We start from the raw sequence: 25,252 nt of genomic DNA, 5'->3' as shown, positions 1-25,252 counted from the left end.
CGACAGCCTCAGGTGATTTTTTGCGGCGGCTCCCGGGTTAGCGGTTGACCGATTCTCGGTAGACGGTCTGTTTGGCGCCGACGCAAGCGCCTGATTGGCCGGCGAGCGCTACAGGAACGAGTCCTCGCCCATCAGGTCGGAAAGGCGCAGCACCGGGCAATGCGCGCCGCCCAGTTCGACGCCTCTCGCATAAGTCGCCTTCACCGAGTCGGCAATGGCGTGCGTGGCGGTCATGTCCTTCGTCATATCGACGTAGTAACTCAGGTCCTTCAGCGCATTCGACATATGGAAGGTCAAACCCGAGGTCTCGCCGCTTTGCAGGAACGGCCTGACGCGTTCCAGCGCCGCGCCGCCTCCGCCGCCTTTGGCGAGCACATCGGCGAAGACCTCGGGCGCGACGCCCGCGCGTTTCGCGCACGCCGCCGCTTCCGATATCAGCGCAACCGATCCGAGCGACACGTAGTTGTGCAGCAGCTTCATGGTGTGGCCCGCGCCCGTGCCGCCCACATGCGCGATGTTCTCCGCAAAGCACGTCAGCAGCGGGCGGATCGTTTCAAAGGTGGCGGCATCCGCGCCGACCAGCAGATTCAGGCGGCCTTCGTGGGCTTCCTTGACGCTGCGCGTCATCGGGGCGTCGACGAGCAGGCCGCCCGCTTCCGCGACCTGCGCCGCCATGCGCAGCGTGGAGCCGGGCACCGCGGTGGAACAGTCGATCACGATGGCGCCGCGCCTGAGCCCTGCCAGCACGCCATCCGGGCCCGTCAAGACGGCTTCGACTTCGGGCGAACCGGTGACGCACAGGATGACGATGTCGGCTTGCTCCGCCAGCGCCGCGCCCGAACCGATGGTCTTCACGCCGCCCGCGATCAGTTCAGCGAGCGGCTGGTTGCCCGGATGCTCCACCACCGTCAGCGGATAGCCATGCCTGATGATGTTGCGGGCGATGCCGTGGCCCATCAAACCAATGCCGATCATGCCGATTCGTTGTTTCATGTCTGTCCCGTTGCATGGAATGGGCGCGCGCTTGCCGGTCACGCGCGCGATAGCATGCAATCTAACGCCCCGCGGCGATGCTGTGAATGCGAATTCCTGAAATCGTCTCTTCGAAGAACTCGAAACCATCCTCTTTCCTGGAAGCCCCGGCTAATCTCAAAACGGTGGCGATCAGGCACGGGTGAAGCAAGGCGGCGCGTAAGTGATGTCTTGCGAGACGATCTGTCTTCTCATGGCTGTCGAGCGCTTGCAGCAGGTGGCGAAACGCTGACCTGGCGCACCATCCGGGTCGAGCGTAACTTTTCGAACCACCATGACGAACGCCCCGCGCCGTGTATGCGGCGCAGGGCGGGTTGCCGCGCGCTTCGTGCCCTTCAGACCTGTCCGAGCACGCCCAGCCAGGCCTGACCGATGACCTCGTGACTCAGGTCCGCGTTGGGCGGATGGAACGCGCCGGCGCGCACATCGCGATAGAGCCGCTCGAGTTCGTGATTGCGCGACAGCGATGCCGCACCGGCGATCTTCAGCGCGAGGTTCACCACGCGCAATGCGCCGTCGACGGCATGCTGCTTGGCGGCGAGCAGATGGGCGATCCAGGGCTCGTCCTCGTCGTAGCCGTCCCACCAGCGATTCGCGGCGCGTTCGAAGAGCGCCTCGATGCTGTCCAGTTCGATGGCCGCCTGCGCCACCGCCTGCTGCGTGAGCGGCTTGAACGCATAGGTCTTGCCGCCGATGGCAGGCGACTTGCGGTGCCGGGCGGACTCGACCGCAATATCGAACGCGCGTTTGGCAGTGCCGTAATAGACCGCCGCGAGACCCGGCAGGACGGCGCCGAGAATGCCGTCGACGAACGGATCGTTCGGAATGCCGGCGGGCAGTATGCGGATCACCTTGTCGCGCGGTGCAATCGCGCCTTCGAGCCAGGTGTCGTCGCTGCGGGTGGCGCGCAGGCCGAGCGCATCCCATGTCTGCACCGTACGATGACCCGGCGCGTCGCGGTGAATGAATGCATGGACGATCCGCGGATTATCCGGATCAGATTCGTCGATGCCGTGCACACCCAGCCAGTCCCAGGCCGGCGCGAGCGAGGTGAAGATCTTGCGGCCGTCGAAGCGGTAGCCGCCGTCGGGAAGCGGCGTCGCCTTCACGGACGACCAGGCGAGACCGAGGTCGTTGCCCGGTTCGCCGTGACCCGCCGCGAACACTTTGCCCGCGCCGGCCTCTTCGAGGATCCATCGTCCGGAGGGGTCGCCAAGCCGGTGCAGGTGCAGCGCCGCACCGACCCAGTACAGATGCATGTTCAGCGCGAGTGCGGTGGCGGGAGCGCGCGCCGCGAGCCGCGCCTGCTCACGCAGAAGCTGCGGCAGCGTGAGTCCGAGCCCGCCGAATTCGACCGGCACGCTGGCTCGCAGGAAGCCGGCGTCATGCAGATCGCTCAGGTCTTCGGAGAAGAACTGGTTGTCGCGATCATAGGCGGCGGCGCGCGCGCCGATGGCCTCCAGCAGGGTATCGGACAACAGACGTGGCTTGGCCTTCGGAGTTGGCGTGTCCAAGGATTCGAGTACTGCGCTCATGAATGCTCTCCTTTACGCCAGCGCCGTGAAATATTTCTCGTCCGGCACCACGCCGGTCGCGATGAAGATGCGGTTCGTATGGTTGAACCAGGACGCGGTCTCGACCGCTTCGAGGATGTCCGCATCGCTCAGGCCGAGCGCGCGCAGGCGATCGAAGTCGGCGGGACGGACTTCGCGCGGGCTCGTCGTGATGCGCTCCGCGATCTCGGCCAAGGCCAGCTGACGCGGCGACAGATCGGCGAGGTGATGGTCCAGCGCAATGCGGCGCGCCCGTGCACGATCGCCCAGCGCCGTGCCGAGCGCATGCGCATGATGGATCGCGCAGAGGCCGCAGCCATTGGTGCGCGACACGATCACCGCGATCAGCTCACGTTCCTCGATCGGCAGACGGCCGCCGGCCGGATCGAAGAGCCCTTCGAAATACTGCGCGAAGCGGCGCGCGGTAGCGGGATTCAGGGCGAGCGCCCGTATCCAGTTGTCACCGCCGTGGCGCTCGACGAGCGCGCGGATCTCTTCGTCCAGCGTATCGGGTGCGGGTACGGCGAGCCGGCTCAGGACGTGGGGTTCCTCGCGCACGTGCTCGGTCAGGACTTCTGCCATGTCGGACTCCTCGCGCTCAGGGAAGCAGGTGCGAATCATTATGCGCAGCCGCCGTACGCGGGTTCCAATATCGATTTGCGATTTGCTATTCCGGATGGACGATGATGAGGCCGCGATCGCTATGCTTATGAGAAATCAGCCATACGAAGCATCGGCGAGTGCGCTAATTTGAGCACCTTCCTCTTTTCATCCCGCAGGGAGGCTCCACGATGTCCACACTTGCGCCCGAAGCCACCGTATCCGCTCATCATTTGAATCCCGCTGTCATCGATGCCGAACCAGTCTCGCGTTTTGGCACGCCCGATGAAAGCCGGCTGCCGCCGCACGTCGCCGAGATCTACGCGAAATTTCGCCGCCAGTACGGCTTCGTGCCCAACTGGCTCGCGGCCCTCGCGATCAACCCCGATACGGCGTACCGGCTCGTCACGTTTTACGAACACCTGTTCGAGCCGCACCGCAGTCATCTGACCGCGGCGGAACGCGAGTTGATCGCGGTCGTGACGTCCGCGGCGAACGGCTGCAGCTATTGCGTCTTCAATCACACGCAGGCCCTGGCCAAGGTGCTCGGCGACACCGTGCGCGCGCAACGCATCGCGCAAGGCTTCCATCATGTGCGGCTCGCGCCCAAGGAGGCGGCGCTCGCCGAGCTTTCGGAGCGCCTGACACGCGACGCGGGCAGCATCGGCGAAGCGGATCTGCAGAACTTGCGAGCCCTCGGCTTTACGTCGCAGGCCGTGACCGAGGTCCTTGAGATCTCGGCGTTTTTCAACTATGCCAATCGTCTGACCATCGCCTTGAACGTCCTGCCAGATAACGAGTTTTTCGCCGGGCGCGATGTGCGGACCGAATAAGCACGCCCATCTCGTTCCGGTGCCGCCGGGCTGACTCGAATACCCATAAGACACTTTCGTGCACCGATCGTCGCGTTGCGCACCTGGGCCTTCACGTTCTGCTTCCTGAGCATCGGACTGACGACGCGCCTTCACATTGGGCCGATGATCGCGCGTTGCTGGCGTTGCGCATTGCGGGGCTGGCGTCATTCGGGTCGGCCTACGGTGAAAGCGTGGGGCGGAGCCGGCTGTGCCTGATTCACGACCGGCTCGTGATGCCGCGCGACCAGTGCGCGATGTTCATGGCACACGAGCCGCAGGCGCGCCGCTGAGCCGTACCACGCGGGCAGCAGCGTCGCGCCGTGACAGACCTTCAGGATCGTCGAGGCGACATGGGCGTGCAGATAGTTGTCCACGATCGTCTTCACCCAGGGCGCGCTGGCGTCCTTCGCATTCACGGCGATGAAGCTGCGATACGGGCTGTCCGACACGCTCTCCTGCGCAATGCGTTCTTGCGGAATCCTGATGCCGGCAGATGCATTGCTTTGCAGAAAAGCTTGTTTGTGGAACCGTTCTCACCGGCCTAGATTGGTGACATTGAAACCTTTCTGGATGCGGATCATGTCGCATTTCCTGACGCACTGCTGGCACGCGCTCTCGGGTCCGGCAACCCGGCTGCGGGGACGCTTCGGCACGCGTGCCGCCGGCGTGGACGCGGCGGCGAGAAGCCCGCTGCAGGAGGCAGCAACGCGCGCAGACCGGCTCGAATGCATTGCGCTCTATGCGCGCGCCGGCTATTTCGGCATGAGCCACACCGCCGACGGGCTCCAACTGCATACGGAAGCGCCATTGCACTGACCCGGATGCAAGCGGACTACCCGGACGGGATCACCGATCGCGGAGCACATCATGAGCGATGTTGTCGTCGAAAGAGAAGCTGCCCGGCTCGCTGAAGTCGAGGCCGAACTGAACTACCTCGTGCCCACGGGCGTGCGGCCGGTCTCCTATGCGTACGACCCTCCTGCGGGCGTACCGCGCAGCACCGGTGAGTATCGCGCGCACGCGGTCAGAATTTCGAATGCGCGCTTGCGGCCGCCGCCGGGAGGGCTGTCGCTCGATCGGAACGGCTTCGAATTGCACCGTTCGACGCCGGCGTTGAACGATTTCTCCGACGATGCGGCGATTCGCTCCGTCTACTATGCGCAGTCCGAGCGGCTGCTCAAGACGTGGACCGGCGCGAGGCGCGTCGTCATCTTCGATCACACGCTGCGGGATGGCCATGCCGATCGGGCGCAGGGCGTCCGGGAGCCGGTGCTGCGCATCCATAACGATCAGACCTTCGTCTCCGGACCGCGCCGGGTGCGCGATCATCTTCCGGCTGAAGAGGCCGATCAGTTGTTGAGCGGGCGTTTTGCGATCGTCAATCTCTGGCGCCCGGTCGGCGAGCCGGTGGAGTCATCCCCGCTTGCGCTGTGCGACTCGCGCAGCATCGACTTGCGCGATGCGGTGGCGCAGGACCTGGTTTATCCAACGATGACCGGCGAGACCTATGCCTTCGTGCACAACCCGGCGCACCGCTGGTATTACTTCCCGGACATGACGCCGGACGAGGCGCTGCTGATCAAGATCCATGATTCCGCCGGCGACGGCGTGGCGCGTTTCACCGCGCACACCGCATTCAAAGATCCTTCTTCGCTGCCCGATGCGAAGCCGCGTCGCAGCATCGAACTGAGGACGTTGTTGTTCTTCTGATTCAGCGCTCGCCGGCCGCGGGTCCGCCGCGCAGGCGCGCCGCGTGGACCGCAGATGGATTCGACCTGATGCCGGACGTGTTCCCCGAAGGCCTCGATGTGTTCGTCGATGAAGTCGTGCCGCTGTTATGCGCTCGCGGTCTGTTCCGTCACGACTACGAGGAAGACACGCTGCGGCAGCGCTGGGGTGTGGCGCTGCCGGGTCTTCACGATGTCGAGCCCGTGCCAACCCGGTAAGACGCTGGCGGCACCGTCCCGTTGACGACGTACGCGCCCACCTGCCGCTCCCGGTAAATGCGCGGATTGTGCGACGAGATCGTGCGGGCGTTGCGCCAGTAGCGGTCCAGTCCTTCGGTGCGCAAGGTGGCCGATGCACCCAGTGCGTCGAACAGTTCGGTGCTGGCGTCGAGCACGAGCCGTGTGATCACCGTCACCGACTGATCCACTTCCACGTGCGCTTCGGCGTTGGCCTTGTCGCGTTGCAGGTCGGCGGCCGCCGGGTCGAGCTGCGTTTCGTAGCTGCGCTGCAGCGCGTTCGCAGCCTGCAGCACGATGGCGCGCGCCGCGTATGCCGCCCCATGCACGCGTCCGACCACCTGGAGAATCTGCGGATCATCGGCGACCCGTGCCGCGTTGCCGTGACTGTAGACGCGGTCGCGCTGCTGCACGCGACGCGCGACGTCGTCGGCAAGCGCGCGGCCGATACCGGCCAGCGAGGCGAGATGCACGAGCTGATAGAACGGCACCGCATAAGGGAAGCGCGCGGTGCCCGGACGGACCCACTCCGCTTTCACGGCGACGTCCTCGAAGATGGCCGTGCCGCTTGCCGTGAGCGCCTGACCGAAGCCATCCCAGTCGTCCACCACGTCCACCCCTGGCGCCTGACGCGGCACCTGCAGGAACACGGTTTCCTCGCCGCGCTGGGCTGCCACCGCGACCCAGTCGGCGAACAGCGAGCCGGTGGTGTAGAACTTCCGGCCATTGAGGCGCAGCCCCTGGGAAGTCTCCGTGAGTTCGGTCGCAAACGTGCCGACCTTCGCGCCGCCGGCCTCCGAGAGTCCCGCGCCGATCAGCGCGCCGTCGGCGAGCAGGCCGAGCCAGTGTGCCCGCCACTCTTTCTCATGGGCGGTCAGGACGTCTTCCACGAAGCCGAGGTGGGCGCGCACGGCATTGACGACGTTGGTGTCGGCGGCGCCGAGTTCGATCAGCAAGCCGAACAGTTCGGGCAAGGTCGCGCCGGCGCCGCCGCGTTCGCGCGGCAGTCGCACGCGGGTGAAGCCGGCTTCGCGCAGCCACGCGATCTCCTCATGAGGCAGCCGATGTTGCAGCTCGCGCTCGACAGCGCTCGCGCGAATCCGCGCAAACAGCGGCCGGAAGCCGGCGGCCAGTTCCTCGTAGCGCGCACTGGGCGGCGCGCCCCATGCGGCGAGCGGGTCGGTCGCGACAGCGGCTTTCGCCGACGATGGCAGGTCTGCCTGGGTCATGGTGGTCGTGTCCCTGAAGAGAGTGGGTAGAAGGGTGCTCAGCCGTGTACCGCGCGCGCGTGCGCCGGACGTTCGAGGCCGAGATGCTCGCGCAGCGTGCGGCCGGTATATTCGGTGCGAAACAGGCCGCGCCGGCGCAGCTCCGGCAGCACCAGATCGATGAATTCCTGCAGGCCGCCGGGAAACCACGGCGCCATGATGTTGAAGCCGTCCGCGCCGCCTTCCTCGAACCATTGCTGCAATTGGTCCGCGATGCTCGCGGGCGTGCCGACGACCTGCTGATGCCCGCGCGCGCCGGCAATGCGCAGATAGAGCTGGCGGATCGTCAGCCGGTCGCGTCGCGCGAGTTCCACGAGCAGATGCTGGCGGCTCTTCGGCCCATTGGTTTCGGGCAGTTCGGGAATCGGACCATCGACGTCGTAGCCCGACAGATCGACCCCGCCGATCACCGTCGACAACAGCGCGACGCCGACCACCGGATCCACCCGCGATTGCAGCGCCTCGAACTTCTCTTCGGCCTCGGCCTGCGTGCGGCCTACCACCGGAAAGATGCCCGGCATGATCTTCACGTCGTCGGGATCGCGGCCGAAGGCCGGCAGGCGGCCCTTGATGTCCGCGTAGAACGTGCGCGCCTCGTCGAAGGTCTGATGGGCAACGAAGATCACTTCGGCGGTGCGGGCGGCGAGCGCGCGGCCGTCTTCGGAGGCGCCCGCCTGCACCACCACCGGACGTCCCTGCGGCGAGCGGTTGACGTTCAGCGGCCCGCGCACCTGGAAATGCTTGCCGCGGTGATTCAGCGCGTGAAGCTTGTCCGTATCCAGATAGATGCCGCTGTCCTTGTCGCGCACGAAGCTGTCGTCTTCCCACGAGTCCCAGAGGCCCAGCACGACGTCGTGAAACTCGGCGGCGCGCTCGTAGCGCGTCGCGTGTTCCGGCAGCGCATCGCGGTTGAAGTTCTGCGCTTCCTCGGCGCTGCTCGACGTGACGAGATTCCAGCCCGCGCGGCCACCCGAGATCTGGTCCAGCGTGGCGAAGCGGCGTGCGACGTTGTAGGGCTCGTTAAACGAGGTGGAGACGGTGGCGATCAGTCCGATGCGCTCCGTGACGGCGGCGAGCGCCGAAAGAAGCGTGACCGGGTCCATGAAGTCGCTGCGCGCGGTGCGGGCGAGTGACGGCAGATGGCGGCTCCGGACGCCCGACGAATCGGCGAGAAAGACCGTGTCGAACCTGGCGGCTTCGGCCATGCGCGCAAGTTCGACGTAGTGACGAAAGTTGCTGCCGGCATCGGCCTGGGCGTCGGGATGGCGCCAGCCGGCAATATGGTGGCCCGTCTGCATCAGAAAGGCGCCCAGGGCGAACTGGCGGGTCGGTCTGGTCATGATGTCCTCACTGCACGAGACGTTGCGGAACGGGCGCGACGAAACCCTTGTAGTTGTCGGCGATGAACTTCCCGACCTTCGGGCCCGTCAGGTAGCCGATCAGCAACTGGATGCGCGGATCCTTCACCAGTTCCGTGCGCGTGGTCAGCACATTGGCGTAAGGATTGTTCTGCTTCTCCTCGATCGCGAGGGCCGTGCCGGGATCGACGTCGTTGGTGAGCGCGATGTCGCCGTTGATGAACGACGCCTGCACATCGGGGAGCGACTTCGCGCGCAGCTGGGTTTCCGTCGGCACGAACTTCAGGCGATGCGGATTGGCCGTGATGTTCTTCTCGTCGATCGCCACGGCGGCGCTGGAGCCATCCGAACCCGGATAGCTCAGCTTGATGAGGCCCGCGTTCTGAAGGATGAACAGCGCGCGGGGCAGGTTGGTCTGCTCGTTCGGCACGAGGATGGACGCGCCGTCCGGAATGTCCTTCACCGAATGGTATTTGACCGAGTACAGACCGAACACGTTGGTGAGCACGGTGGCGACATTGACGATGCGTCCTTTCGCGTCGGGATGCGCGGCGATCCACGAGTTGAAGTAGGGCCGGTGCTGGATCAGATTGGCGTCGACGTCGCCCTTGAACAGCAGCTCGTTGGAATCGAGCCCCTGGCTGCTCTCGATCACCTTCAGTTTCAGGCCGCTGCCGTCCTGGTCGGCGAGTTTCTGCACGTAGCGCAGCACGTCGCCCTGCGGCGTCGGCGTCACGTACACCTTGAGCGGCTCGCCGGATACGGTGGCCGCGTGCGCGCCATGCGTGGCGAAACCGCTGAAGACGATGCCGAGGGCGAGCGCCAGCGCGGCATGCAGGCGCTTCCGACGGGCGCGATCAGGTGCGTAAGACATGAACGTTTTCCTTATGGGATTGAGTGAAGCGGGGCCCGGAAGCCTTCTAGCGTTTGTGCTTGCGCAGGCGGATCCAGGTATCGCCGCTGATCTGGATGAACTGCACGATCAGGACCATCGAGACGACAGCGAGCACGATCAACTGGGTGAACCAGCGCTGATAGCCATAGGTCAACGCGAAATCGCCGACGCCGCCCGCGCCGATCGCGCCCGCCACCGCGGTGCCCTCCACGAGACCGACGAGGATGATGGTGGCCGAGCCGATGATGGCCGAGAGCGACTCGGGCAACAGGATCCAGAACACGAACTGGAAGGTCGTCACGCCGATCACGCGGGCCGCTTCGATACGTCCCTGGTCGAGCTCGCGCAGGTTTGCTTCGATGAGCCGCGAGAAGAACGGCGTGAAGCCGACCGTCAGCGGAAACAGGGCGGCGACCGGTCCGAGCGGCGTGCCGACCACCACGCGCGTCACCGGAATCAGGATCACGATCATGATGATGAACGGAATCGACCGGCCGGCATTCACGATGCCGTTGACGATGTGATAGAGCACCGGCCGCGGCCGCCACGAGTCGGGCGCGCTCAGATAGAGCAGCAGTCCGATTGCGATGCCGAGGGTGATCACCAGCACGCCCGAGAGCGACGCCATATACAGCGTCTGTCCGAGCGCTTCCCAGAAATCCGGAATGTATTGGGCCCAGTTGCGCGTCATCAGGCCACCTTGCCGAGCACGATGCTCTGTTGACGCAACAGTGCGGAGAGTGCTTCGCGGATCGACGGCGCGTGGCCGCGCAGATCGAAGTCCACCTTGAAGCGGGCGGCGTCCGCGCCGCCGAGCCGCTCGACGCCGCCCGACACGACCGCGGCGGTTACGCCCAGACGGCGCGCGACGTCGGAGAAGAAGGTGCTCTGCCGGCGCACATCGGCGAGGATCAGCTCGTAGCGCAGCCAGCCATGCGGCGGCGCATGGCCGAGATCGGGCGCCGGCAGGAGCTGGCGTCCGAGCCATGAGTCGGCGTCGTGAAGCAGTTCGCGCACCGCGCCCGTCTCGACGATCCTGCCGTGCTGGATCAGCGTCACGGAATCGGCGGCATAACGCACGACTTCCCAGGAATGGGTGATCAGCACGATGGTGAGGTTGAAGCGCTGCCTCAGGTCCAGCAGCAGATCGAGGATCAGCGTGGTGGTGTCCGAGTCGAGGGCACTGGTGGCTTCGTCGCAGAGCAATACCTCCGCGTCCGCGACGAGTGCGCGCGCGATGCCGACACGCTGCTTCTGTCCCCCCGACAGTTGCGACGGATAGGCGTGCTCCTTGCCCTGCAGGCCGACCAGTTGCACGAGCTCCTCGGCTTTCCTGCGGCGTGTCTGCCGCGGCACGCCGCGCACCGCGAGCGGCAGCTCGATGTTCTCCAGGACGGTCTTGCCGTGGAACAGGTTGAAGTGCTGGAACACGGTCGCGACCTTGCTGAGATAGTCGCGCAGCGCGGCGCCCTGCAGCGTCGACAGCGGCGTGTCATGGAAGTGGATCTCGCCGGCGCTCGGCGTGTCGAGCCGGTTCAGGAGCCGCAGCAGCGTGCTCTTGCCCGCGCCCGAGGTGCCGACGATGCCGTAGAACGAGCCTGCGGGAATGTCGAGCGTGACGTCGTCGAGCGCGTGAAAGGTTTGACCGGAGCGGCTGAAGGTCTTGCTGACGTGCTCCAGCCGGAATACGTGGCTCATCTGGGCTGAAATGTGTTGATGGTTGAAGGGACGTCTCACTAACGTATTGCCGGGGCGCGATGCCGCAGCATGCGCCCCGGATGATGATCGGGAAGGGCGGGGCCGCGCCCGAGCCGTTTGTCCCTCAGCATCAGATCCGCGTTCGCGCAGCACGAGCGCCACGTGGTCGACGAACTCGCCCTACCGGCGTCGCTGAGGCGAACCAGATGGAGTGCCCGGCATCGATACGAAGAAGGATGGAAGGAGCTGAATGGCGCGCGACGCGGGTGCCGTCGAAAGCCGCAAACGGGAAGAGCCTAGATTTGCGGCGGGCCGTACACAACCAATCTTTTGCGAGATCGATATGAACGCCGCGTGCGATTGCTTAAGGAGAATGAGACGGAAGCTCGATGCGGTGCCGGGCAGCCTTTCCGCCCTTGCGCCCCCCAACAGTGCCGGCTTGTTTGATGTGCGAGTTGATTTGCCGCGCGAGACGGGTGGGCCGATTGGCGGCGGAGTCGCTGACCGGCGATGCGGCCCGCGCTCCGGCGCGCCACCAGGCTCGACTTATTTTGGCTGTGCCACTGTGCGCAGATAAGGCTTGAGTGTCTTGAAGCCTTCCGGATATTTCTTCTTTGCGTCTTCATCCGAGACTGAGGTTGGAATGATGACGTCCTCGCCGGGTTTCCAGTTCACCGGCGTCGCAACCGTATGCTTCGCATTCAGTTGCAGGCTGTCGAGCAGACGCAGCACTTCGTCGAAGTTGCGGCCCGCGCTCATCGGATAAGTGAACGTGGCCTTGACCTTCTTGTCCGGCCCGACGAGGAAGACCGCGCGGATGGTCGCGTTGTCATTGGCCGTGCGCGGGCTGCCGCCGCTCGCGTTCGGATGGATCATGTCGTAGAGCTTCGCCACGTTCAGATCAGCGTCGCCGATCAGCGGGTAATTGACCGCGGCGCCCTGCGTTTCCTCGATGTCCTTCGCCCATTGCGCATGATTCGTGACCGGATCGACAGACAAGCCAATCACCTTCGCGTTGCGTTTGTCGAACTCGGGCTTGAGCTTCGCGAGATAGCCGAGCTCGGTGGTGCAGACGGGTGTGAAGTCCTTCGGATGGGAGAACAGGATCGCCCATTGATCGCCGATCCACTCATGAAAGTGAATCGTGCCTTCGGTCGTTTCTGCAGTGAAATCGGGCGCTTCATCGCCAATACGGATGGACATGGGTGCTCTCCACGTTTTCAGATAAACAAAGTCTTCCAGGGAATATCGCGTGCTTCGGCGTGCGGTGACTGCGAGCGTTGCTGACGACAACGTCTTTCAGTGGAAAGAGCGTTGTGTTCGATGCTACTCGATTTTCATGCTCATGAAAGCATGCTTTGCAATGCGAGCGAAGCATTTGCTTTGCTGTTCCCGTGCGCGGCACACGGCGCACACGAATGACAACAATCGACGCTTCTACGGATGTGTCGAGGGCTGACTCTTCTCGGACGGTGGCCCGGTATCTTGTTACTGCGGAAGCGGGCGCAGGAAGAATGGACCGGACTCAGACGGCACGGATGGCCGACGCCAGGCGGCGCAACGCCTGACGCGCCTGACCATCGGTGTGATTTGAATAAAGCACGATGTCGCGTGCGGGAAGAGCGGGCAGACCCCATTGCGGCCCGAGATCAACGGTTCCTGCCGGAGACACGCGCGTGCCCAGCGCCGCGACGGCGAGTCCCGCGGACACGGCCGCGCCGATGGTCGATACGCCACCGCCAACGAACACTTCTGTCCACGCAATGCCTGCGGCGTCGAGCGCATCGACGGCCATGCTGCGCACACTGCAAGGTGCTGCCTGAGTGGCGACGCGGAGCGGCTCCCGCGGTCGCTGCGAGAAGTCCGGCGCGCCCATCCAGCCGAACGATTGTGTGGCGATCGTTTCGCAGTCGAGCCGGCGGCTGTCATGTTGCAGGATCACGGCGGCATCGAGCGTTCCTTGATCGAAGGCATCGAGAAGATCGCGTGAAGCGGCGACGCGGACTTCCAGCAGCAAGCCCGCATCTTCGTCGCTGAGTTGCCTGATGAGGGCGGGGAGTTCGCTGCCGATGACGTGATGACTGACGCCGATCGCCAGCCGCCGACGCCCCGACACGAACGCATTCAGCGCGCTCTGATGTGCGGCGATCAACGCGCGCGCATGGTCAATGAACGCCGACCCGTCCGCCGACAGGCGCACCTGCCGCGGTGTACGTTCGAGCAGCCGGCGTTCGAGCGTTTTTTCCAGACGTCCGATCTTCAGACTGACCGTGGCTTGTGTGGTGTCAAGCGCTTCGGCGGCGCGCGTGAAACTTTTCAGATCGGCCGTCAGGACGAAGGCATGTACTGCATCGATATCCAGCGTTCTCATGAGTGGGCGTCGCGAATCATTCAGATCGTCAATCACTGAAACTGCAAACGTAGCATTCCACGATGATGGCGTTGCCCGTACGCTGTGTCCACTCAATCTTCATGGAGAACGCGTCGATGCTCACGGTCCTTTATCAACATCGTCTGCCGGCCGATTACGACACCGATGGACTCGCCGCACGTGCGCAGGCGCGCGGCAAGTTCTGGGACGAGGTGGCCGAATTGCACTTCAAGGCATTTCTGTTTCGCAAGGATGGTGAGCATGGCGCGACCGACAATCGCTATGCGTCCTTGTATTTATGGCGCCATGATGCGGCGTTTCGCAACTTTCTGGTCGAAGGGCGTTATCGGCACGTGACGAAGACGTTCGGTCGCGCGGCCATTCAGACGCAGATCGCACTCGATGCACGCCAAGGCGATGGCACTCACGCGGGGTTCGCGCGCGTCGAAGCGTCTGATTTTCCGTCCAACGGCGACGTCGATACATTCATCACGGAAGAGGTGGCGCGTAATCGCGACTATGCGGCGCAACCGGGAGTCGTCGCCGCGACGCTCAGCGTGGACACGGCAGCGTGGCGGCTGACGCGCCACGTGCTGACGGAGCGCGAACCTGAGGAGCGGGCGTCGGGCACGACCTATCGCGTTCTTTACCTCTCGCGGCCGCTTCTGCATCTGCTCGCACGGAGTGACGAATGATGTCTGCGTTAAAAGGGCGACGGCGCGGGATATCCGCTCGTCAGGCTTGCGTGGCGCACCTGCTCGGGCTTGGTCTCGGCATCGGCCTGCTCGTTGCCCTGACCACGATAGTCGCGGCCATCGTTCGGCTTGGGCTAGTTGCAAGCCGATGACGCACACTCGATTTGACGAGACCGCGCGCCTCGACGGCGCGCGCGACCCGGAGTGGCGCAGGGTGAGGCCGGCACGACTTCAGGCGTTATCGCGCCGTATGACGACATGCGCAAACATCGCGGCATCATCGGTTTCGGCCGATCCGCTGCGCGTGTCCACTCTCTGCGCGGCTGCGTCGCGCCCGGGCTCCACGATCGAAGGGGGCGAGTCCGCTGGCGCCTCTTGCGAAGCCTGCAGCGCCGTCTCGATAGCCTTGATCAGCGCCAGCGATGGCCCGTCGCCCAGTTCGTACACGACCGATTTTGCTTGCCGGGTAGCGGCCAGCATGTGCGAGTCGCGCAACACGCCGAGATGCTGCGACAGATTCGGCTGACGCAGATTCAACATTGTCTCGATCTCTGACACAGCGCGCGGTCCATCCCGTAAAAGAAGCACGATCGCCAGACGGCTCGGATGACTGATGAGGCGCAACCAGTTCGCTACCGCCCCGAGTTCAGCGTTGTTCGGATCGATGATGCTCATCGCCGCGGCTCCTTGCGTCCGCTTCGCGTTCTTGCGCGGACCGGCTTCTCGCCGCTGCGCGTGCTCGTTCGCGTCTGGTAATACCAGTCAGAAACGTTGTCCTCTGACAGTCGCGCGGAGGCGTCGCCAATGGTCTTCGGCGGAGGCACCACGCATGGCAGACCCGGTTGCCAGTCCGCGGGCGCGTAGAGGTTTTCCAGATAGGTCATGCGCACGGCCTGAAACAGGCGGAACGCTTCCTCGACCGAACGCCCCGTCGAGATCGGATACCAGCTGATGGCCTTGATGATGCCTTCGGGGTCGATCAGGAACATGCCGCGCACCGTACTCGACGACACGGCCTTCGGCGGCAACATGCCGTACGCCTTCGCCACTGCCATCGACGGGTCCTCGATCACCGGAAACGGTATGTCGATCTCGAAGTTGTCCTGGATGCTGCGCAGCCAGGCGAGATGCGAGTAAAGACCGTCGATCGAAAGCGCGAGCAGTTCGCAATCGAGCGCCTTGAATTGCGGCGCAATGCGGGCGAAGGCAATCAGTTCGCTCGTGCACACCGGCGTGAAATCAGCCGGATGTGAGAAGAACAGAAGCCATTTACCCCGGTACGACGCCGACGAAATCATGCCCATCGTCGAGCGCGCTTCGAAGTCAGGCGCCGCTTCGTACAGAAACGGGGGGCGTGATCCCGACAATCCTTCCGCGTTGCTTTCCATGCAGATGCTCGGTCATAGCGCCAGGACGCTGTTTAAAGAATAACGAAAGTGTTTTTCGTTCGTTGACTTGCGAAAATGTTAAATCGATACTGCGGCGCATACCCGCTTCATGCTTCGCTCTCAAGCGGAAGCCGTCGCTAATCTAACTACAGTTACGAACTATTGCAAGTGAATATGGTCAAGCCGCCGCAGCCTCGCGCTCTTGTCGTTCCGCCGCTCACTCCGTTCAGTGCTTCGCTCGAGGTAGATCATGCGCTTCTCGGCAAGCACGTCGACTATGTCGTGAAGTACACCGGCGCCACGATGATCGTCGCTGCGGGCGTCGAGACGCAGGAGTATCACTATTTGCCGTTCGACGAGCGCAAGGCGTTGATACGCGCGACCGCCGATGCCGTCGAGGGCCGCCTGCCGGTGGTGGTCGGCGTCTCGCATCCGTCGTTTCGGACGGCCGTCGAACTCGCTCAGCTGGCGGAGTCGATCGGCGCCGCGGCTATCCAGCTGCTCGCACCGCTGCGGCCGTTCGGCGGCGCGCCGACCACGGCCGAACTGGTGCGTTACGTCGAACTCATCGGCAAGGAAACGCGCTTGCCGGTGATGCTGTATCTGAACGCCGGTCCGGGCGCCGATCTGTCTCCCGATGCGACGCTCGAACTCGCGAAGCTCGAACGCGTGAAATACCTGAAGGAGAGCTCGCGGGATCTGGCGCGCGTGGGCCGGCTGATCGAGCAGATCGACAAGGCCGGTCACGCGCAGTATCTGACCACCGCGCAGATGCTGCTGATCTCGCTTCAACTCGGTGGCAGCGGCGCCACGATGCCGCCGCCGGTGGCGGAGCTGGGCGGCAAGATCATCGCGGCGTTTTCCAGGGGCGATTTGCCCGAGGCTGCGCGATTGCAGCAGCAGCTATCGCTGTTCCCCGCACTCTGGATGCATCGCGGCCTCGGTCCCACGATGAAGGCGGCGCTCGCCGCCCTCGGACGAGGAATCGGCGAGCCGCATCCGCCATTCGGCACGTTCACCGCCGACGAAGCCGCGCAACTTGCCGGCCACCTTTCTTCCACCGATCTCAGCCACGCGACTTCACACCATGCTTGAAATCAAACGACTTTCCGTTGCCGAAGCGGCCATTCTCATCGAAGGCTCACGCCTCAAGTCCGGCGAACTGGGCGTGCCGATGTGCACCGCCGTGACCGACGAGGCAGGTCATCTCATCACATTCGAGCGGATGGATGGCGGCAAGGTCAGCAGCATCAGCATCGCGGTCGATAAAGCCTTCACAGCGGCCACCGCGCGCAAGGGCACCCACGTCTACAACCAGCTGTGTCAGCCGGGCAAGGGCACGTTCGGCATTCACATCACCAATGGCGGCCATTTCAGCATCATCGGCGGCGGTCTGCCGGTGACGGTGGATGGCGTGATCGTCGGCGGCGTCGGCGTGAGTTCGGGAACCGCCGACGAGGACCTCGTGGTTGCCCAGGCAGCGATCGAATTTTTCCGGGAAAAGACCGGGTTCAAGGAGTGAGCCACGCGGCTCGCTGATGACTTATTCCGTTTCAAGGCGTACGGCCATGTCGACCGTTTCCGATGCACCGGGCACCGTTCAGCGCGGCCCGCTCGATTTCCCCGATAGCCCGCTCTCCCAGGCCGCGCGTCAGCCGCTGATGCTGGGCCTGTTCCTGCCGACGCAGACGGGAGGCTTTTCGCAATCAACCTATCCGCGCGGCACGGACTGGTCGTTCGACTATAACCGCACGCTCTCCTTGCGCGCCGAAGCGCATGGTTTCGAGTTTGTCTTCGGCCTGCAGCAATGGATTCCGAAAGGCGGCTTCGGCGGCGAGTCCCGATATCGCGAGAATTTTCTCGACCCGTTCATGTCGACGGTTGCACTGAGTGCGCTCACGCGGCGGCTCATCACCATCTCGACCGTGCACGTGCTGTACGGCGATCTGCATCCGCTGTATCTCGCGCGTTTCGCGGCCACCGCCGACCACATTTCCGGCGGCAAGTTCGGCCTGAACATCGTGACGGGCTATGACGCCGCCGAGCCGCTGATGTTCGGCATGAAGCGCATCGCCCATGATGAACGCTATCAGCGCGCGGACGAGTTCTCCGCCGTGATGGAACGGTTGTGGGACGGGCAGGACAATCTCACGCACGAAGGCCGTTTCTATCAGCTCGAAGGCGCCTATGTGTCGCCGCGTCCCCGCTACGGGCGACCCATCATGGTGTCGGCGAGCGCGTCGCAGGCGGGTTTCGAGTATGCGTCGAAACACTCGGACATCGTGTTCACCTCGAGCCCCGCGGGCGCGGTATTCGAGCGCGCGATCGAGGCCTTGCCCGAGCACGTGCGGAAGATTCGGGCGCCTTACGCGGGCACGGGCCGTTCGCCCAAGGTCATCATCTTCCCGCTGATCATCTGCAAGCCGACCCGCGAGGAAGCGCTCGCCTACCGCGACGCCATCGTCGCCCAGGCGGACCTCGCGTCGATCAACGCGTACACCGCGCGCCACAGCGGCGGCGACGCCCAAGGCTGGAAGCAGCACGTGCCGGCCGATCGCGTGCTCGGCGGTCATATCCAGATCGTGGGTGACCCGAACGACGTGGCCGACGCCTTGCAACGTCTGCATGAAGCCGGCTTCGATGGCGTGCAGATCGGCTTCTACGACTACGCGCCGGAACTCGAATTTTTCGCCGGGAACGTGTTGCCGTTGCTCGAAGCGCGCGGTCTGCGCACGCCGGTACCGGCGCCGGCGGCTTGAGACTTGCGATGCCGGCCGGTCTCATCCTCAACGCCGTCGTGCTGGGCGTCGGCATGCATCCGGCGGCCTGGCGTTTGCGCCGCGACGCCGCGTTCTCGTCGCTCGGCCTGCCGTTCTATCAACAGATCGCACGCGACGCCGAAGCGGCCTGCCTGCATGCGCTGTTTCTCGCGGATACGCTGTCCGTGGGCGAGGAGAACTTCGAGCGCCCGAACCTCGGCGCCATGGATCCGCTGCTCGCGCTCGCCTCGATAGCGGGCGCAACTTCGCATCTGGGTCTGGTGGCGACCGCTTCGACCACCTTCAGCGATCCGTTCTCGCTGGCACGGCGCGTGTCGACGCTCGACCAGTTGAGCGCGGGACGCGCAGGCTGGAACGTCGTCACGACCTTCGTGCCGGACGTCGCGGCGAACTTCGGTCGCGCGCCGCTGCCGCCGGCCCACGAACGCTATGCCCGCGCGGAAGAATTCGTCGACGTGGTGCGCGCGCTGTGGCACAGCTGGTCGCCCGAAGCGTTGATCGGCAACAAGGCAAGCGGCGTGTACGTCGATGGTTCCAAGGTGCGTGCGATCGACCATCACGGCGCGCATTTCGACGTACGCGGGCCGGCGACCCTGCCGCGCTCCGCGCAGGGCGCACCGGTGCTGTTCCAGGCCGGCTCCTCCGAAGCGGGACGTGCGCTCGCCGCCCGTACCGCCGACGTGGTGTTTACCGCGCAGAACACGCTGGCCGGCGCGAAAGCGTTTCGCGCGGACATCCGGGCACGCGCGCAGGCCTTCGGGCGCAATCCGGACAGCATCAAGGTGCTGCCGGGCCTGCTGCCGATCATCGGCGGCAGCGAGGCCGAAGCGCGGGCGCGCAAGCAAGCGCTCGACGAACTCGGCGGCGACGCGGAACTGAAGAAGCTTGCGCTACGTGTCGGCGTGCCGGTCAGCGAACTCGACCTCGATGCGCCACTGCCGGTGGAGCGGATTCGCGCGAACAGCGCCTTCAGGGGCGCCGAAGGATTCCGCAACGCGGCCCTTGAACTGGGCATCCGCGCCGACCTGACGGTGCGGGAGATTCTCTATCGCAATGGCGGCGGGCACCTGCAAGTCGTGGGCAGCCCGGAGCAGGTCGCGGACACGATGCAACAGTGGCATGCGGAAGGCGCGTGCGACGGCTTCAATCTGATGGTCGACGTGTTGCCCGAAGGCCTGAGCGCCGTGACCGCCCAACTGGTGCCGCTACTGCAACGGCGCAATCTTTTTCGCAGCGAGCCGAACGGCCCGACGCTGCGATCCAATCTCGGTTTGTGAGGCCAATCATGCTGAAGTACACGAAAACAGAAGACGTCGCGCGGATCACGTTCGACAGCCCGGCGACCTCGAACGCGATCACGTTCCAGATCATGACCGACTACATCGCGGCATTGCAGGCGGCGCAGGAAAGCCGCGCGCGCTTCCTGCTGATCGACGCGAATGGCGCTGATTTCACGGTGGGCCGCGACCAGAAGGAGCGCGTGCCGAATCTGACGCGCGAGCAAAGCCTCACGCTGATCCTGAAGGCCAACGCCGCGCTGCGCGCGTTCGACGGCGTCAGCATTGCGCTCATCAATGGCCGTGCGCTTGGATTCGGTTCGGGCATCGCGCTGCACAGCACGATTTCGATCGGCGCGGACGATGCCGTGCTCGGTTTCGACGAGATCGATCATGGTCTCGCGCCGCTGGTCGTGGCCGCCTATGCGCCGTACTACATCGCGCCGCGCATCGCGCAGGAGCTCGTCATCACCGGCCGGCCGGTGCCGGCTGAAGAAGCGCGCTCGATCGGATTGCTGAGCCGCGTCGTGCCGCGCGCCGAACTGGCAAAAGCCGGCCTCGAAGCGATCGACAGGCTGTCGGGGCATCTGCCGTCCGCGCTCCGCCTTCTGCGTCGCTATCACGAAAGGCAGGCTCGTTATCCGGAGGACGCCGTGCTCGCCGATGCCGTCCGGCAACTCGCCACGTGGATCGAACAGGGCAAGCCGTAAGGATTCGGCATTCATCGACCGCCTCTCGCACAACAACATCACATAACGAAAGACCATGCAGCTCAAACAACACATTGGAGCGGCGCTCGCGGGCCTGGCGCTGCTCTCGGGCCTGATTCACGGCGCACCCGCCGCGCACGCCGCTGAGGCGCCCTACAAGCTCGGCTATCTGGTCGACGCATCGGGGCCGCAGGCGACCACGATCAAGCCGACCTACGACGCGTTCCAGTTATACGTGACGCAACTCAATCGCGCGGGCGGCATCAATGGCCGTCCGGTGGAAATCGTCACGCGCGATATCCAGAGCGACACACAGCGTTCGCTGACGGCGCTCGAACAGCTGAGGGGCGAAGGCGTCTCGGGCATCCTCGGCCTCGGCGCGAGCAACACCCATGCGGCGGTCTACGCCGCGGCGCAGAAACTCGGCCTGCCCGTGCTGGCCGCGCCGCCCATCAACATCCCGCTGGTCTTGCCGCCGGTCCGTCCGTACGCTTTCGGGCTGGGTCAGGAACTGAGCCTGGCGGGTACTGTGGGCGGTCACTTCGCGCATCAGGTGCGGCCTCAAGGCAAGACTGTCGCGTGTGTCGCGTTCGAGGTGCCCGGCTCGATCCTGAGCTGCAACAAGATCCTCGCGCAAGCGAAGGCCGAGGGCTACCAGCGCGGCGAGCTGTTCACCGTGCCCATCGGCCAGCGCGATTTCCGCGCGGTCGCCGACAAGCTGGTCGCACTGAATCCCGACGTGATCACCGACTGCCTGGGGCGCGAACATCTCGCCGCGTTGCTGCCGGTACTCGCGCGTTCGCCGTATCGCGGCGTGTTCCTGTCGATGGATACCGGGATCGGCGACAAGACGGTGATCAACGCGCTGCCGGCCGATTCGAAGCTCGAGGTGTACAGCTACACGCGGTTCGTTACGGCGGGTGACGGCGCCGGCCCGCAGCTCGACGCGTTGCGCAATGCGCTCAAAGCCGCGCAGCTTGCCGACGACGACGCCAGTCATGCCGGCGGCTGGGCGCTCGGGCTCGTCGTGACGGCAGCGCTCAAGCAGTGCGCGGGCGCCTGCGCGCCGGATGCGCTGCGCGCCGCGCTGGAGAAGGTGGACATCGACAGCGGCGGGCTCACGGGCACGCGTTTCACGCTCTCGCCGACCGATCACTACGGACCGTCCGCGTACCGCCTCTATCGCGTGGATGCCGGCAAGCGGCAGTTCGTGCCGGTCGGCGGCTGGCAGCGCATCGCCAGCAACGGCGAACTGGCGAAATGAATCCGCGATGAACGGCCTGTCTTTCTCCGTCGATCTGTTGAGCAGCGCGATCACCTATGCGCTTTTCGCGCTGGCGGTCGTGCTGGCGTATCGCACCAGCCGCGTACTGATGTTTTGCGTCGGCGAAATCGGCATGACGAGCGCCTACGTGCTGCGCTATGTCTGGCAATGGGCGGGCAGCACGCCGGCCGGATTCGCTCTGGCGGTCGCGGCGGCGCTGGCCGCGGCCGCGTTGCTCGGCTGGGTGCTGTATGCGCTGCTGCGGCAGGTGTCGGCGAGCGGCGACTTCTTCATCGGCACGGTGGTGACGATCGCCGTGTCCATTTTCCTGCAGGGGCTGATGTCGGCGGTCTGGTCGGGCGAGACGGTGCAACTGCCGTTCGCGCATGGCAGCGTCGCATTTGCCGGTGCGTCGATTTCCCAGGTGAGTATCGGCATCATCGTGACCGGCGGCGTGCTGATCGCGGCACTGTTGCTCGTGTTCTACCGCTCGCGCATCGGTATCGAATTGCAGGCGATCGCGGGCAACTGGCAACTCGCGGTGCTCAATGGCATTCCCGCGTCGAGCCGTCTGTCGGCGGTATGGATCGTCGCGGCCATGCTGAGCGCCGTAGCCGGGATCTTTTCGGGCGCGATTTCGGCCGTGTCGATCACCGGCGCGGAAGTGGGCTTCTCCGGCATCGTCGCCGCGATCATGGGCGGGCTGACCAGTCCGCTCGGCGCGCTCGCCGGCGCTTTGGTGCTCGCCATCGGCGAGAACCTCACGAGCCTGTATTTCGACGCTCGCTACAGCGTCGCCGTGCCGGTGCTGCTACTGGTGCTGCTGCTCGCACTGCGGCCCGCCGGATTGAGCGGGCGCATCGAGCGCATTTCAAGGACCTGATCATGTCGAGTTCCTCTTTGCGGACCCTCGCGCCTGTCAGCAGGCCCGCGGCAGGGCAGCGCTCGCCGCTGCGCCTCGCGGCGTGGACCTCGCTGGTGCTGCTCGCACTGGCCGCGCCGTTCGGCTTCGGCGGCTATGGGCTGTATGTCGCGGCAAGCGGCGGCCTGATGGCCGTCGGCGCAATGGCGCTGACCGTGCTGTCGGGATCGGCCGGTCTGCCGTCGCTGGGCACGGCGGCGTTTCTCGCGATCGGGGCGTTCTCGTCCGGCATCCTGGCCACTCAAATGGGGCTCGGGATCCTGCCGGCCATCGGCGTGGCGATCGTGCTCGGTTTCGCGTCCGGCGCGGGAGTCGCGCTGCTGACGCTGCGCGTGTCGGGCCTGTATCTCGCGGTCGGCACGCTGGCCCTGCAGCATGTGGTGTCCATCGTCGCCACCGATCTCGACCTGAAGCTGACTTACGCAAGCGGTTTCATGCTCGATTCGCCGCATCTCTTCGGCATCGCCATCGATTCGCCGTGGCGCTGGTGGGCGCTCACGGTCGCGCTGATCGCCGTGGTCCTGATGCTGTTCGCGTGGCTGCAGCGCGGTCACGTGGGACGCGAGTGGGCCCTGCTGCGCGCGGAGCCGACAGCCGCCGCCGCGCTCGGCATCTCGGCAGTACGGGCGCGCCTGACGGTGTTCGCTTTGACGTCCGCCGTCATCGCCGCTTCCGGCGCCGTGGATGGTTACCGGCTCGGCAACGTACAAGCGACGGGTTATACGCTGCATCTCGCCGTCACTTATCTGACCGTGGTGGCCCTGGGCGGCGCGGGACGCCTGATTGGCGCGATCGTCGCGTCGTACGTGGTGGTGATGTTGCCCGACGCGATCGCCGCGCTGCTGCGCGTGGCCGGTATCGATGCCACGTCGCGTCTCGCCGGTATCGACAACATGCTGCTCGGCAGCATCCTGGTGTTCGCGCTGCTCGATGGACCGGCGCGCGTGCGCGGTGCGCTGCTACGTCGTCGCGGACCCGCCGCCATTCCGGCCACGGAACCCGCTACGACTGCCGATCGGAACGGGAGTGACGCATGAACGCCCCTGAATGGTTTCAGGTGAAGGCGCTGTCGGTCGCGTACGGCGTCGATCTTGCGGTGCACGAAGTCTCGTTCGACCTGCAGCGAGGCGACAGCATGGTGCTGGCCGGCAGCAACGGCGCGGGCAAGACTTCGGTGCTCGCCGCCGTGGCGGGACTCCGGCCGGGCCGGCAGCGCTTGTCCGGCGATATCGTGCTGGGCGGCATCCCCTTGACGGCGGGTGCGATCGGCACGCGCATCGCGCAGGGTGTGCGGCTCGTGCCTGACCGTGACAAGGTGTTTGCGCTGCTGACGGTGGCGGAAAACTTGCGCATCGGCGCGGCCCGTGCGCGCAATCGCGACATCAAGCTCGACGACGTGCTCGGCTGGTTCCCGCGGCTCGGCGAACGGAGCCGCTCGCTCGCGGGCAACCTGTCGGGCGGCGAGCAGCAGATGCTCGGCATCGGCATGGCGCTGCTCGCCTCGCCGCAACTGCTGCTGCTCGACGAACCGACGCTCGGCCTCGCCGTGCCGGTGATCGAGGACTTGTGCGTCCGGCTCGCGCGGCTGCGCAGCGAAACCAGTTTGTCGATGATCGTCGCGGAGTCCGACTCGCAGTGGCTCGCGGCGCTGGCCGGGCGGGCCGTGGTGCTCGATCGCGGCCGCCTGATGCGCCGCTTCGACGCGCTGAGTTCAGGCGATCTCGACACCATTCACGACCTGATGCTCGGCCTCGACCCAGATGCGGCGCCGGCGCAACCTAAGGAGGGCGCTCATGCCGCGCAATGACACGCAGGCGCGCGCGGCGCTGCATCTCGAGGACGTGAATCTGGCGTTCGGCGGCCTCGAGGTGCTGCGCGACGTCACGCTGAACCTGCATGAAGACGAAGTGCTTGCGCTGATCGGACCGAACGGGGCCGGCAAATCGGCGCTTCTCAACTGCATCGGCGGCATCTACACGGCGAAACCCGGCAGCACGATCAGCCTCGGCGCTACGCGTATCGACGGACTCGCGCCGCATCGCATCGCGCAGCTTGGCGTAGGGCGTACGTTTCAGGGACTCAAGCTGGTGCGCGAACGAAGCGTGCTCGACAACATCCTGCTCGGCTGGACGCCGCGCTTCAGCGTCAATGCGCTGGGCAGTCTGCTGTTACCGGTGCGCGTGCGGCGAGAGGAGCGGGAAGCACGCGAACGGGCACACGCCATGGCCGAGTTGTGCGGCCTGACCGACGTGCTCGCCGCGCCGGTCGCCGACTTGCCGCTCGGCGTGCTGCGCCGTGTCGATCTGGCGCGCGCGCTGATCCGCGAGCCGCACATCCTGTTGCTCGACGAACCCGCTTCCGGCCTGAGCCACGACGAGCGGCCGCTGATCGGCGAGATGGTGCGGATCGCGCGCAGCCGCAAGGGACTCTCGGTGCTGTGGATCGAGCATGACCTGGATCTCGTGCTCTCGCAGGCGGAACGCGCCGTGGTGCTGCATCACGGCGCCGTGGCCGCGATAGACGATCCGCAGCAGCCAAGCGGCCGCGCCCGGCTGCTTGATGCGTACCGGCTGGGCGCGGCACACGCCCGGCCAGGACGGGAAGCACCTCGGCCCGCCTGACC

Annotated in this window: 27 protein-coding genes and 1 pseudogene; 15 read left to right on the top strand and 13 right to left on the bottom strand. The window is 65.3% G+C overall.

The window, feature by feature from the left end; translation table 11 throughout:
- Window positions 1-108 precede the first annotated feature (108 nt).
- The 3 genes from QCE83_RS17940 to QCE83_RS17930 form a co-directional block, all read right to left on the bottom strand.
- Window positions 109-993 carry an NAD(P)-dependent oxidoreductase gene (locus tag QCE83_RS17940; protein WP_309813619.1) on the bottom strand — a complete coding sequence of 295 codons (885 nt, stop codon included), beginning with the start codon at window positions 991-993 and terminating at the stop codon, window positions 109-111.
- Window positions 994-1,367: 374 nt separating this feature from the next.
- Entirely contained in the window at window positions 1,368-2,567 is a 1,200-nt protein-coding gene (locus QCE83_RS17935) for an acyl-CoA dehydrogenase family protein (protein ID WP_309813615.1), read from the bottom strand.
- A gap of 12 nt (window positions 2,568-2,579) precedes the next feature.
- Window positions 2,580-3,167 (bottom strand): peroxidase-related enzyme, encoded by a 588-nt coding sequence (locus QCE83_RS17930; RefSeq protein ID WP_309813613.1) that lies wholly within the window; start codon window positions 3,165-3,167, stop codon window positions 2,580-2,582.
- Window positions 3,168-3,376: 209 nt separating this feature from the next.
- Between QCE83_RS17930 and QCE83_RS17925 the strand changes: the two genes are divergently transcribed.
- Complete coding sequence (locus QCE83_RS17925; protein WP_309813611.1) at window positions 3,377-4,018, top strand: peroxidase-related enzyme; 642 nt, start codon at window positions 3,377-3,379, stop codon at window positions 4,016-4,018.
- A 308-nt stretch (window positions 4,019-4,326) separates the two neighbouring features.
- On the opposite strand, the pseudogene QCE83_RS17920 reads toward QCE83_RS17925, so the two are convergent.
- A pseudogene (locus QCE83_RS17920) lies at window positions 4,327-4,530 on the bottom strand (metal ABC transporter substrate-binding protein); the annotation flags it as partial.
- An 88-nt stretch (window positions 4,531-4,618) separates the two neighbouring features.
- On the opposite strand from QCE83_RS17920, the gene QCE83_RS17915 reads away from it, so the two are divergent.
- The 3 genes from QCE83_RS17915 (at window position 4,619) to QCE83_RS17905 (ending at window position 5,985) form a co-directional block, all read left to right on the top strand.
- A complete protein-coding gene (locus QCE83_RS17915; RefSeq protein WP_309813607.1) occupies window positions 4,619-4,855 on the top strand; it encodes a hypothetical protein in 237 nt (78 codons plus the stop codon).
- 51 nt (window positions 4,856-4,906) lie between these two features.
- Window positions 4,907-5,749, top strand: a complete 843-nt coding sequence (locus QCE83_RS17910; protein WP_309813604.1) for a CmcJ/NvfI family oxidoreductase — start codon at window positions 4,907-4,909, stop codon at window positions 5,747-5,749.
- Window positions 5,750-5,817: 68 nt separating this feature from the next.
- Window positions 5,818-5,985: a hypothetical protein gene (locus QCE83_RS17905; RefSeq protein ID WP_404985006.1), complete on the top strand. Its 168-nt coding sequence runs from the start codon at window positions 5,818-5,820 to the stop codon at window positions 5,983-5,985.
- Here QCE83_RS17905 and QCE83_RS17900 read toward each other — a convergent pair.
- The 7 genes from QCE83_RS17900 to QCE83_RS17870 all read right to left on the bottom strand — a co-directional run bounded on the left by QCE83_RS17900 (window position 5,955) and on the right by QCE83_RS17870 (window position 13,593).
- Window positions 5,955-7,232, bottom strand: coding sequence for an acyl-CoA dehydrogenase family protein (locus QCE83_RS17900; protein WP_309813603.1), 1,278 nt, complete (start codon window positions 7,230-7,232; stop codon window positions 5,955-5,957). The genes QCE83_RS17905 and QCE83_RS17900 overlap by 31 nt on opposite strands.
- A 38-nt stretch (window positions 7,233-7,270) precedes the next feature.
- Window positions 7,271-8,611: an LLM class flavin-dependent oxidoreductase gene (locus tag QCE83_RS17895; protein ID WP_309813600.1), complete on the bottom strand. Its 1,341-nt coding sequence runs from the start codon at window positions 8,609-8,611 to the stop codon at window positions 7,271-7,273.
- A 7-nt stretch (window positions 8,612-8,618) separates the two neighbouring features.
- Window positions 8,619-9,503, bottom strand: a complete 885-nt coding sequence (locus QCE83_RS17890; RefSeq protein ID WP_309813594.1) for a MetQ/NlpA family ABC transporter substrate-binding protein — start codon at window positions 9,501-9,503, stop codon at window positions 8,619-8,621.
- A gap of 46 nt (window positions 9,504-9,549) precedes the next feature.
- Entirely contained in the window at window positions 9,550-10,215 is a 666-nt protein-coding gene (locus QCE83_RS17885; RefSeq protein WP_309813592.1) for a methionine ABC transporter permease, read from the bottom strand.
- Window positions 10,215-11,222: a methionine ABC transporter ATP-binding protein gene (locus QCE83_RS17880; protein ID WP_309813589.1), complete on the bottom strand. Its 1,008-nt coding sequence runs from the start codon at window positions 11,220-11,222 to the stop codon at window positions 10,215-10,217. The genes QCE83_RS17885 and QCE83_RS17880 overlap by 1 nt, the downstream gene beginning before the upstream one ends.
- A 546-nt stretch (window positions 11,223-11,768) precedes the next feature.
- Window positions 11,769-12,425, bottom strand: a complete 657-nt coding sequence (locus QCE83_RS17875) for a peroxiredoxin (protein WP_309813586.1) — start codon at window positions 12,423-12,425, stop codon at window positions 11,769-11,771.
- Window positions 12,426-12,747: 322 nt separating this feature from the next.
- Window positions 12,748-13,593 carry a LysR family transcriptional regulator gene (locus QCE83_RS17870; RefSeq protein ID WP_309813583.1) on the bottom strand — a complete coding sequence of 282 codons (846 nt, stop codon included), beginning with the start codon at window positions 13,591-13,593 and terminating at the stop codon, window positions 12,748-12,750.
- Between the two features lie 116 nt (window positions 13,594-13,709).
- Here QCE83_RS17870 and QCE83_RS17865 point away from each other — a divergent pair, with 116 nt between their 5' ends.
- Window positions 13,710-14,288, top strand: a complete 579-nt coding sequence (locus tag QCE83_RS17865; protein WP_309813579.1) for a DUF4865 family protein — start codon at window positions 13,710-13,712, stop codon at window positions 14,286-14,288.
- 231 nt (window positions 14,289-14,519) lie between these two features.
- On the opposite strand, the gene QCE83_RS17860 is transcribed toward QCE83_RS17865, so the two are convergent.
- Window positions 14,520-14,963: a metalloregulator ArsR/SmtB family transcription factor gene (locus tag QCE83_RS17860; RefSeq protein ID WP_309813577.1), complete on the bottom strand. Its 444-nt coding sequence runs from the start codon at window positions 14,961-14,963 to the stop codon at window positions 14,520-14,522.
- Entirely contained in the window at window positions 14,960-15,676 is a 717-nt protein-coding gene (locus QCE83_RS17855; RefSeq protein WP_309813574.1) for a peroxiredoxin, read from the bottom strand. Before QCE83_RS17855 ends, QCE83_RS17860 begins: the two co-directional genes overlap by 4 nt.
- Before the next feature lie 174 nt (window positions 15,677-15,850).
- Here QCE83_RS17855 and QCE83_RS17850 point away from each other — a divergent pair, with 174 nt between their 5' ends.
- Genes QCE83_RS17850 through QCE83_RS17805 form a run of 10 tightly spaced genes read left to right on the top strand, consistent with a single transcriptional unit; the run spans window position 15,851 to window position 25,250 of the window.
- Window positions 15,851-16,771, top strand: a complete 921-nt coding sequence (locus tag QCE83_RS17850) for a dihydrodipicolinate synthase family protein (RefSeq protein WP_309815468.1) — start codon at window positions 15,851-15,853, stop codon at window positions 16,769-16,771.
- On the top strand, window positions 16,716-17,198 hold the full coding sequence (locus QCE83_RS17845; protein WP_309813571.1) for a heme-binding protein: 483 nt from the start codon (window positions 16,716-16,718) through the stop codon (window positions 17,196-17,198). Before QCE83_RS17850 ends, QCE83_RS17845 begins: the two co-directional genes overlap by 56 nt.
- A gap of 46 nt (window positions 17,199-17,244) precedes the next feature.
- The gene (locus QCE83_RS17840; protein WP_309813569.1) at window positions 17,245-18,435 is read left to right on the top strand and encodes an LLM class flavin-dependent oxidoreductase; all 1,191 of its coding nucleotides are present in this window, start codon (window positions 17,245-17,247) and stop codon (window positions 18,433-18,435) included.
- Window positions 18,436-18,443: 8 nt separating this feature from the next.
- Entirely contained in the window at window positions 18,444-19,733 is a 1,290-nt protein-coding gene (locus QCE83_RS17835; protein ID WP_309813566.1) for an LLM class flavin-dependent oxidoreductase, read from the top strand.
- A gap of 8 nt (window positions 19,734-19,741) precedes the next feature.
- Window positions 19,742-20,443, top strand: a complete 702-nt coding sequence (locus tag QCE83_RS17830; RefSeq protein ID WP_309813564.1) for an enoyl-CoA hydratase/isomerase family protein — start codon at window positions 19,742-19,744, stop codon at window positions 20,441-20,443.
- A gap of 55 nt (window positions 20,444-20,498) precedes the next feature.
- Window positions 20,499-21,707, top strand: coding sequence for an ABC transporter substrate-binding protein (locus QCE83_RS17825; protein WP_309813561.1), 1,209 nt, complete (start codon window positions 20,499-20,501; stop codon window positions 21,705-21,707).
- A gap of 7 nt (window positions 21,708-21,714) precedes the next feature.
- On the top strand, window positions 21,715-22,590 hold the full coding sequence (locus QCE83_RS17820; RefSeq protein ID WP_309813559.1) for a branched-chain amino acid ABC transporter permease: 876 nt from the start codon (window positions 21,715-21,717) through the stop codon (window positions 22,588-22,590).
- 2 nt (window positions 22,591-22,592) lie between these two features.
- The gene (locus tag QCE83_RS17815) at window positions 22,593-23,666 is read left to right on the top strand and encodes a branched-chain amino acid ABC transporter permease (protein ID WP_309813557.1); all 1,074 of its coding nucleotides are present in this window, start codon (window positions 22,593-22,595) and stop codon (window positions 23,664-23,666) included.
- Entirely contained in the window at window positions 23,663-24,436 is a 774-nt protein-coding gene (locus QCE83_RS17810; protein WP_309813554.1) for an ATP-binding cassette domain-containing protein, read from the top strand. The genes QCE83_RS17815 and QCE83_RS17810 overlap by 4 nt, the downstream gene beginning before the upstream one ends.
- Window positions 24,423-25,250 carry an ATP-binding cassette domain-containing protein gene (locus tag QCE83_RS17805; protein ID WP_309813551.1) on the top strand — a complete coding sequence of 276 codons (828 nt, stop codon included), beginning with the start codon at window positions 24,423-24,425 and terminating at the stop codon, window positions 25,248-25,250. The genes QCE83_RS17810 and QCE83_RS17805 overlap by 14 nt, the downstream gene beginning before the upstream one ends.
- Window positions 25,251-25,252: the final 2 nt, after the last annotated feature.

Origin of the sequence: Caballeronia sp. LZ034LL (genome assembly GCF_031451215.1) — a bacterium.
Lineage (GTDB): Bacteria > Pseudomonadota > Gammaproteobacteria > Burkholderiales > Burkholderiaceae > Caballeronia.
Note: the sequence above shows the minus strand (reverse complement) of the source record. Positions and strands in the feature narration are given on the sequence as shown.

Coding starts and splice junctions, on each gene's coding strand:
- QCE83_RS17860 (WP_309813577.1), bottom strand. CDS start 14,963: ATGAGCATCATCGATCCGAACAACGCTGAACTCGGGGCGGTAGCGAAC.
- QCE83_RS17805 (WP_309813551.1), top strand. CDS start 24,423: ATGCCGCGCAATGACACGCAGGCGCGCGCGGCGCTGCATCTCGAGGAC.
- QCE83_RS17890 (WP_309813594.1), bottom strand. CDS start 9,503: ATGTCTTACGCACCTGATCGCGCCCGTCGGAAGCGCCTGCATGCCGCG.
- QCE83_RS17910 (WP_309813604.1), top strand. CDS start 4,907: ATGAGCGATGTTGTCGTCGAAAGAGAAGCTGCCCGGCTCGCTGAAGTC.
- QCE83_RS17930 (WP_309813613.1), bottom strand. CDS start 3,167: ATGGCAGAAGTCCTGACCGAGCACGTGCGCGAGGAACCCCACGTCCTG.
- QCE83_RS17815 (WP_309813557.1), top strand. CDS start 22,593: ATGTCGAGTTCCTCTTTGCGGACCCTCGCGCCTGTCAGCAGGCCCGCG.
- QCE83_RS17885 (WP_309813592.1), bottom strand. CDS start 10,215: ATGACGCGCAACTGGGCCCAATACATTCCGGATTTCTGGGAAGCGCTC.
- QCE83_RS17935 (WP_309813615.1), bottom strand. CDS start 2,567: ATGAGCGCAGTACTCGAATCCTTGGACACGCCAACTCCGAAGGCCAAG.
- QCE83_RS17870 (WP_309813583.1), bottom strand. CDS start 13,593: ATGAGAACGCTGGATATCGATGCAGTACATGCCTTCGTCCTGACGGCC.
- QCE83_RS17880 (WP_309813589.1), bottom strand. CDS start 11,222: ATGAGCCACGTATTCCGGCTGGAGCACGTCAGCAAGACCTTCAGCCGC.
- QCE83_RS17900 (WP_309813603.1), bottom strand. CDS start 7,232: ATGACCCAGGCAGACCTGCCATCGTCGGCGAAAGCCGCTGTCGCGACC.
- QCE83_RS17855 (WP_309813574.1), bottom strand. CDS start 15,676: ATGGAAAGCAACGCGGAAGGATTGTCGGGATCACGCCCCCCGTTTCTG.
- QCE83_RS17875 (WP_309813586.1), bottom strand. CDS start 12,425: ATGTCCATCCGTATTGGCGATGAAGCGCCCGATTTCACTGCAGAAACG.
- QCE83_RS17865 (WP_309813579.1), top strand. CDS start 13,710: ATGCTCACGGTCCTTTATCAACATCGTCTGCCGGCCGATTACGACACC.
- QCE83_RS17850 (WP_309815468.1), top strand. CDS start 15,851: ATGGTCAAGCCGCCGCAGCCTCGCGCTCTTGTCGTTCCGCCGCTCACT.
- QCE83_RS17905 (WP_404985006.1), top strand. CDS start 5,818: ATGCCGGACGTGTTCCCCGAAGGCCTCGATGTGTTCGTCGATGAAGTC.
- QCE83_RS17825 (WP_309813561.1), top strand. CDS start 20,499: ATGCAGCTCAAACAACACATTGGAGCGGCGCTCGCGGGCCTGGCGCTG.
- QCE83_RS17830 (WP_309813564.1), top strand. CDS start 19,742: ATGCTGAAGTACACGAAAACAGAAGACGTCGCGCGGATCACGTTCGAC.
- QCE83_RS17840 (WP_309813569.1), top strand. CDS start 17,245: ATGTCGACCGTTTCCGATGCACCGGGCACCGTTCAGCGCGGCCCGCTC.
- QCE83_RS17895 (WP_309813600.1), bottom strand. CDS start 8,611: ATGACCAGACCGACCCGCCAGTTCGCCCTGGGCGCCTTTCTGATGCAG.
- QCE83_RS17810 (WP_309813554.1), top strand. CDS start 23,663: ATGAACGCCCCTGAATGGTTTCAGGTGAAGGCGCTGTCGGTCGCGTAC.
- QCE83_RS17835 (WP_309813566.1), top strand. CDS start 18,444: ATGCCGGCCGGTCTCATCCTCAACGCCGTCGTGCTGGGCGTCGGCATG.
- QCE83_RS17940 (WP_309813619.1), bottom strand. CDS start 993: ATGAAACAACGAATCGGCATGATCGGCATTGGTTTGATGGGCCACGGC.
- QCE83_RS17915 (WP_309813607.1), top strand. CDS start 4,619: ATGTCGCATTTCCTGACGCACTGCTGGCACGCGCTCTCGGGTCCGGCA.
- QCE83_RS17820 (WP_309813559.1), top strand. CDS start 21,715: ATGAACGGCCTGTCTTTCTCCGTCGATCTGTTGAGCAGCGCGATCACC.
- QCE83_RS17925 (WP_309813611.1), top strand. CDS start 3,377: ATGTCCACACTTGCGCCCGAAGCCACCGTATCCGCTCATCATTTGAAT.